Raw genomic sequence first — 5,816 nt, forward strand, 5'->3', positions numbered from 1 at the left:
AAGGAAGAAGGAAGAAGGAAGAAGGAAGAAGGAAGAAGGAAGAAGGAAGAAGGAACCAAAGACTAACCTTGTAAGGTTCGTAGTAAGGACTTTAGTCCTCTTCTTTATAGCTTAGCAAGAAAAAAATGAAGTCCTTACTACAAACGGTTAGACTAAGCTTGGATAGCCATACAGGTAGAAAGCATTTTCGCTACCCCGACTATTGGTAACTTATCCAGAATTTCTGCCGCAAAAGCATCAATCAGCAAATAGCGACTTCTTTCTAAATCCAAACCGCGGCTTTGCAAGTAGAAGAGTTCGTCATCTTCCAACTGGCTGACAGTTGCACCGTGGGAACATTTGACGTTATCCGCCACAATTTCTAACTGCGGTTTTGTATCTACGCGCGCCCTCGGTGACAGTAACAAATTCCGGCTCAACTGTCCGGCGTCTGTCAATTGTGCGGCTTTGCGAACAAAAACTTTACCGTTAAATACGGCGCGCGCTTTGTTACCGACAATGCACTTGTGCAATTGCCGACTTGTGCCGTGGGGATGATTGAAATCGATTAAACTGTGAGTGTCCGCCAACTGTTCGCCAAAGGCTACGGTTAAGCCGTTTAAAGTTGTTTCAGTACCTTCGCCGCGCTGAAATACTTCTAAATTGTGGCGCGATATTTTGCCGCCCAAGCTGATAGCATGACAAGTATAGCGACTGTTGCGCGCTTGCTCGATCGCACTTTTGCCCACATGAACCACATCCAAACCTTCGCGCTGAAGCCGAACATGGTTCACCGTGGCATTTTCAGCAACAACAACATCCGTCACAGCATTCGTAAAAGCGGGTACATTGCCGATAGTTGCGTAATCCTCCACGACAGTGACTTTGCTGCCAGCCTCAGCTACGATTAAGCAGTGCGGCTGACACATCGTCCCAGATGCACCTGGTGCAGTCAGGAACAGCAAGTGAATCGGAAGGTCGATCGACATATTGGCCGGTACGAACACCACCGCAGCATCGACCAAACCCGCAGTATTCAAAGCTGTAAACACTTCAGTTTGCTGTTTGTGCTTGCTCAAAACATCGGTGATGCGCGATCGATATTTTTCCGGTACGTTAGATAGATTACCTGCATAAAAGTCGAGGGGCAAATTCGGAACAACCCCCGAATCCACCGCCGACAAATCCGGCGCATAAAAACCGTTGACAAATACCAATCTCAACGGTAAATCATCCCGATTCTTCACAGGCATAATAACATCAGTCAGCTTAACCGTTGACTGATTGCTCTGCGGTACATGAAAAGGAACTTGCAAAACCGGCGACAAATCAGTAAAGCGCCATTCCTCATCCCTCACCGTCGGAAAACTTGCAGCCAGCACATATTCAGTCGCCGCATCCCGCAAATCCTGCAACCCGTAAGCCGAACTTTCGCTATTAGCAACCTCCAACTTACCGCACTGATTCACCAAATCAGCCAAAAACATTTCCCTAGTAGCAACCTGCGTATTTATCATCGCGCGCCAACTCCTGCTGCTGCTTCTTCTTCCACAACCCAGTCATAACCGCGCTCTTCCAATTCCAGCGCCAACTCTTTCGGGCCAGTTAAGATAATTCTGCCCGCTTCCATGACATGAATAAAATCAGGAATAATGTAATTCAACAACCGTTGATAGTGAGTAATCACCAACATCGAATTTTCAGCAGTTGACAACTGATTCACACCGCCGGCGACTATTTTGAGAGCATCGATATCCAAACCAGAATCAGTCTCGTCCAAAATCGCTAACTTCGGTTCCAACAGCGCCATTTGCAAAATCTCGTTGCGCTTCTTCTCGCCGCCGGAAAAACCCTCATTTACGCTGCGGTTTAAGAAAGCCGGATTCATCTTGACAACATCCAGCTTATCCTCGATTAAATCTTGGAAATCAAAAGCATCCAACTCTTCCAAACCGCGATGTTTGCGATGAGCATTGTAAGCCACGCGCAAAAAATCGACATTACTAACGCCCGGAATTTCCAAAGGATATTGGAAAGCCAGGAAAATTCCTGCTAAGGAACGTTCTTCCGGCGCTAATTCCAGGAGATTCTGTCCCAAAAATGTCACTTCTCCGCCCGTTACCGTATAAGCGGGATGGCCTGCCAATATTTTAGATAAAGTGCTTTTTCCCGAACCGTTGGGGCCCATAATGGCGTGGATTTCACCGGATTTAATTTCTAGGTTCAAACCCTTGAGGATTTGGGTATCTTCGACATTCGCAGTTAAGTTGCGGACGGATAGCACTACTGGACTATTTTCAACAATCATCTATTTTTTTCCTTGGCCTCAATGCAGTTTACAGTTTTTTATTTCTGGTTTCTAGACTGTGCCGATTGCTGACAGTTTAAGGTAAAACCGATAGTCCGCCAGGGGTTGAAACCCCTGTCTCAAAGCTTAAGTCCTCTGAAGAGGACTGATGAGTTTAAAGGTCTTCTTCCGAGTCCTCTTCAGAGGACTTTCGCTAAAAGCCCCGTGGAATTTATTCCCTGGCGGACTCTGGGCTTAAGTTATCATCAATTGGCAGAGCATAGAAGGGTTTCTCGCCCACAAAAATTATCCGACGCTTCCTTCGAGCTTCAAACTCAACAACTTGTCAGCTTCCGCCGCAAATTCCATCGGTAACTGATTGAAAACATCTTTACAGAAACCGCTAATCATCATTGAAATCGCATTTTCTGCGGAAATTCCCCGCTGCGCGAAGAAGAATAATTGCTCTTCCCCAATTTTGGAAGTAGAAGCTTCGTGTTCCACTTTAGCAGTGTGGTTCTGCACTTGAATGTAAGGAAAAGTATTTGCTTGAGCGTTATCGCCAATCAGCATGGAATCGCACTGAGAATAATTGCGAGCGCCCTTAGCGTTCGGCCCCATTTTCACCAAGCCGCGATAGCTGTTGGCAGAATTTCCCGCCGAAATTCCTTTGGAAATAATCGTGCTGCGAGTGTTTTTGCCGACGTGGATCATTTTAGTGCCGGTGTCAGCTTGCTGCTTGTTATTTGTCAGGGCTACCGAGTAGAATTCGCCTACGGAGTTGTCGCCGACTAATACGCAACTGGGATATTTCCAAGTAATCGCCGAACCTGTTTCTACTTGCGTCCAAGAAATCTTGGAATTGACACCTTGACACAAGCCGCGCTTTGTCACAAAGTTGTAAATTCCGCCTTTTCCATTCGCATCGCCGGCATACCAGTTTTGTACAGTCGAGTATTTGATATCAGCATTATCCATTGTTACCAATTCCACGACGGCGGCGTGCAGTTGGTTGGTGTCAAACATCGGCGCGGTGCAGCCTTCCAAGTAAGAAACAGAACTGTTTTCTTCTGCGACAATTAAGGTGCGCTCGAACTGGCCGGAATCTCCGTTGTTGATGCGGAAATAGGTTGACAGTTCCATCGGGCATTTGACGCCTTTGGGAATGTACACAAAGGAACCGTCGCTGAATACGGCCGAGTTAAGCGCTGCGAAAAAGTTGTCGCCGACTGGTACGACGCTACCGAGATATTTTTCTATTAATTCGGGATAATCTTTGACTGCTTCTGAGATGGAACAGAAGATAACGCCATCTTTGGCGAGTTTTTCTCTAAAAGTTGTGGCGATGGAAACGCTGTCGAAAACGGCGTCTACGGCGACATTTCCGAGGCGCTTTTGCTCGGAGAGGGGAATTCCCAGTTTCTCAAAGGTTTCGAGCAGTGTCGGGTCAACTTCGTCCAAACTGTTGAGCTTTTTGGGCTTTTGTTTGGGCGCGGAATAGTAGATAATTTGTTGGTAGTCGATCGCCGGATAGTTGACATGAGGCCAGGTGGGCTCGGTCATTGTCAGCCACTTCCGGTATGCTTTGAGGCGAAATTCCAGCATGAATTCCGGTTCGTTTTTCTTCGAGGAAATCAGTCGCACTACATCTTCGCTCAAGCCGCGGGGGATGGTGTCTGACTCGATGTCGGTGACGAAACCGTATTTGTAGGGCTGATTGACTAGGGTTGTAACTGTAGAGCTCATTGATTTTGCGCTTTCGAGTGTTCTGGATAAGTCTCTCAAAGATGGCAGACGCTGAACTGTCGGCGGCCCGGCGAGTTCTGGGGACTGCTCTGGGAAGTTAAACAACAAGTTTGTTGCTTTAGTATATTTTAAGCTACATTAACAACAGCGATCTTGTCAAAGTCAAATTAATAATTTTTTGTGAAGATGATGGAGACTACTCAGCAGACTTCCACGAAACAAGACATCTTGCAGTATTTGCTTAAGGGGGGTCAAGGGACTGCTCTTGAGTTGGCGGAGGCTTTGGATATCAGCCCGCAGGCGATTCGCCGTCACTTGAAGGATTTGGAGGCGGAGGGGCTGATTCAGTATCAGTCGGTTCAGGCTGGTATGGGGCGGCCGCAGCACATTTACGAGCTTACCAGTCTGGGGCGCGATCGCTTCGGGAATCGTTACGGCGATTTTGCGGTGTCTTTCCTTGATACTCTGGCTGAGACAGTCGGCCGCGAGCAGGTGATTTCTATCCTGCAAAAGCAGTGGGAACGCAAGGCGCTGGAGTACCGCAGGTTGGTGGGTTCTGGTTCTCTGCAAGAGCGGGTGAGTGGGTTGGTGGAGCTTCGCAGGGCTGAGGGTTATATGGCTGAGTGTTATCCTGTGGACGATCGCGATTCTGATTTTAATGCTAAGGGCGATCGATTTGTGTTTATGGAACACAATTGTGCTATTTCTAATGTGGCTGAAACTTTTCCGAGTGTTTGCGGTAATGAGTTGGAGATGTTTGCGGCTGTGTTGCCGGATTGTATTGTGGAGCGGACTCACTGGATTATTGATGGGGAACACCGCTGCGGTTATTCTATTGCCAAGAAGAAGGAAGTTCGGCAGCGGATTTTGTAACGGATTTAACGGATGTCGGTTCGGCAACGGATTTTGTAGCGGATTTAACGGATGTCACGGATGTCATGGATTAGCAATAACAAATAACAAATAACAAATAACCAATAACTAATAACTAATAACTATGGAATCTAATTTTTTAAAGCCGGAAGAGTGCGCCGAAGTTGATATGGCGCTGCTGTCATCGAAGGAAAAGTTTTCGACTCGGCTGGCAATTTATGGTTTGAGGGTACTCAAGCAAATTTCTGGGGAGACTGGTTTGCCGGTGACTGAGGTGTCCAACCAGCAGGTTATGGATTGGATTAAGAACGATGCCAGCATTCAACAGTCTATTCAGGTTGATGCTAGTTTTGAGAACTTTTTTACGAATTTGGTAGTTGCGTCTTTGCGGCCTTTGAGGCAAATTGCGGCAGAATCGGGAGGGGCGATCGAGCAATTAACAGTTAAGCAGGTTGTGGCGTGGTTTGAGAAGGATGGGAAGATTCGCCGAGAGCAGGGTGTGGATGCGGCGTTTTTGGATTTGTAATCGGGCTGGCGCGCTGCGGCTAAAGAAACCGGGTTTTTACCGAATCTGTGAGCTGCAACCAAGTAGACGCCTGAAAAACCCGGTTTCTAGATCCTCATGGATAACCACCTGAAAAAACTTTTGACAAAGGGGTTGACAAACTGGGGAAAGCTTGGTAATGTAATTAAGTCGAGCGAAAGAGATGCAGTGCATCTGACTTAACGCAGACACAGGATTCAAAGTTTTTAAAGCTTTCCTGGTGCTTATGATGTAATGGAACCACTCCGATCCATCTCGAACTCGGTTGTTAAACGTTGCTATGGCGAAGATACTCGGCGGGTCACTGCCCGGTAAAATAGCTCGGTGCCAGGTTAATAATAAATTAAAGCTCTTTTCCCGCAACAACGGAAAAGGGCTTTAGTTTTT

General features: G+C 47.0%; 5 protein-coding genes and 1 rRNA gene. 3 read left to right on the plus strand and 3 right to left on the minus strand.

The window, feature by feature from the left end; all coding sequences use genetic code 11:
- Nucleotides 1-152: 152 nt before the first annotated feature.
- The 3 genes from sufD to sufB all read right to left on the minus strand — a co-directional run bounded on the left by sufD (nucleotide 153) and on the right by sufB (nucleotide 4,012).
- A complete protein-coding gene (sufD, locus tag QT974_RS29915) occupies nucleotides 153-1,496 on the minus strand; it encodes a Fe-S cluster assembly protein SufD (RefSeq protein WP_333472020.1) in 1,344 nt (447 codons plus the stop codon).
- Nucleotides 1,493-2,287 (minus strand): Fe-S cluster assembly ATPase SufC, encoded by a 795-nt coding sequence (gene sufC / locus QT974_RS29920; protein WP_333472021.1) that lies wholly within the window; start codon nucleotides 2,285-2,287, stop codon nucleotides 1,493-1,495. Before sufC ends, sufD begins: the two co-directional genes overlap by 4 nt.
- A gap of 285 nt (nucleotides 2,288-2,572) precedes the next feature.
- Nucleotides 2,573-4,012, minus strand: a complete 1,440-nt coding sequence (sufB, locus tag QT974_RS29925; RefSeq protein ID WP_293348629.1) for a Fe-S cluster assembly protein SufB — start codon at nucleotides 4,010-4,012, stop codon at nucleotides 2,573-2,575.
- Nucleotides 4,013-4,198: 186 nt separating this feature from the next.
- Here sufB and sufR point away from each other — a divergent pair, with 186 nt between their 5' ends.
- The 3 genes from sufR (at nucleotide 4,199) to rrf (ending at nucleotide 5,762) form a co-directional block, all read left to right on the plus strand.
- Nucleotides 4,199-4,885 (plus strand): iron-sulfur cluster biosynthesis transcriptional regulator SufR, encoded by a 687-nt coding sequence (sufR, locus tag QT974_RS29930; RefSeq protein WP_333472022.1) that lies wholly within the window; start codon nucleotides 4,199-4,201, stop codon nucleotides 4,883-4,885.
- 124 nt (nucleotides 4,886-5,009) lie between these two features.
- On the plus strand, nucleotides 5,010-5,411 hold the full coding sequence (locus tag QT974_RS29935; RefSeq protein ID WP_333472023.1) for a hypothetical protein: 402 nt from the start codon (nucleotides 5,010-5,012) through the stop codon (nucleotides 5,409-5,411).
- 234 nt (nucleotides 5,412-5,645) lie between these two features.
- Nucleotides 5,646-5,762: ribosomal RNA gene (gene rrf, locus QT974_RS29940) — 5S ribosomal RNA — on the plus strand.
- Nucleotides 5,763-5,816 lie beyond the last annotated feature (54 nt).

Origin of the sequence: Microcoleus sp. BM001215392, assembly GCF_036700185.1 — a bacterium.
Classification (GTDB): Bacteria; Cyanobacteriota; Cyanobacteriia; order Cyanobacteriales; family Microcoleaceae; genus Microcoleus.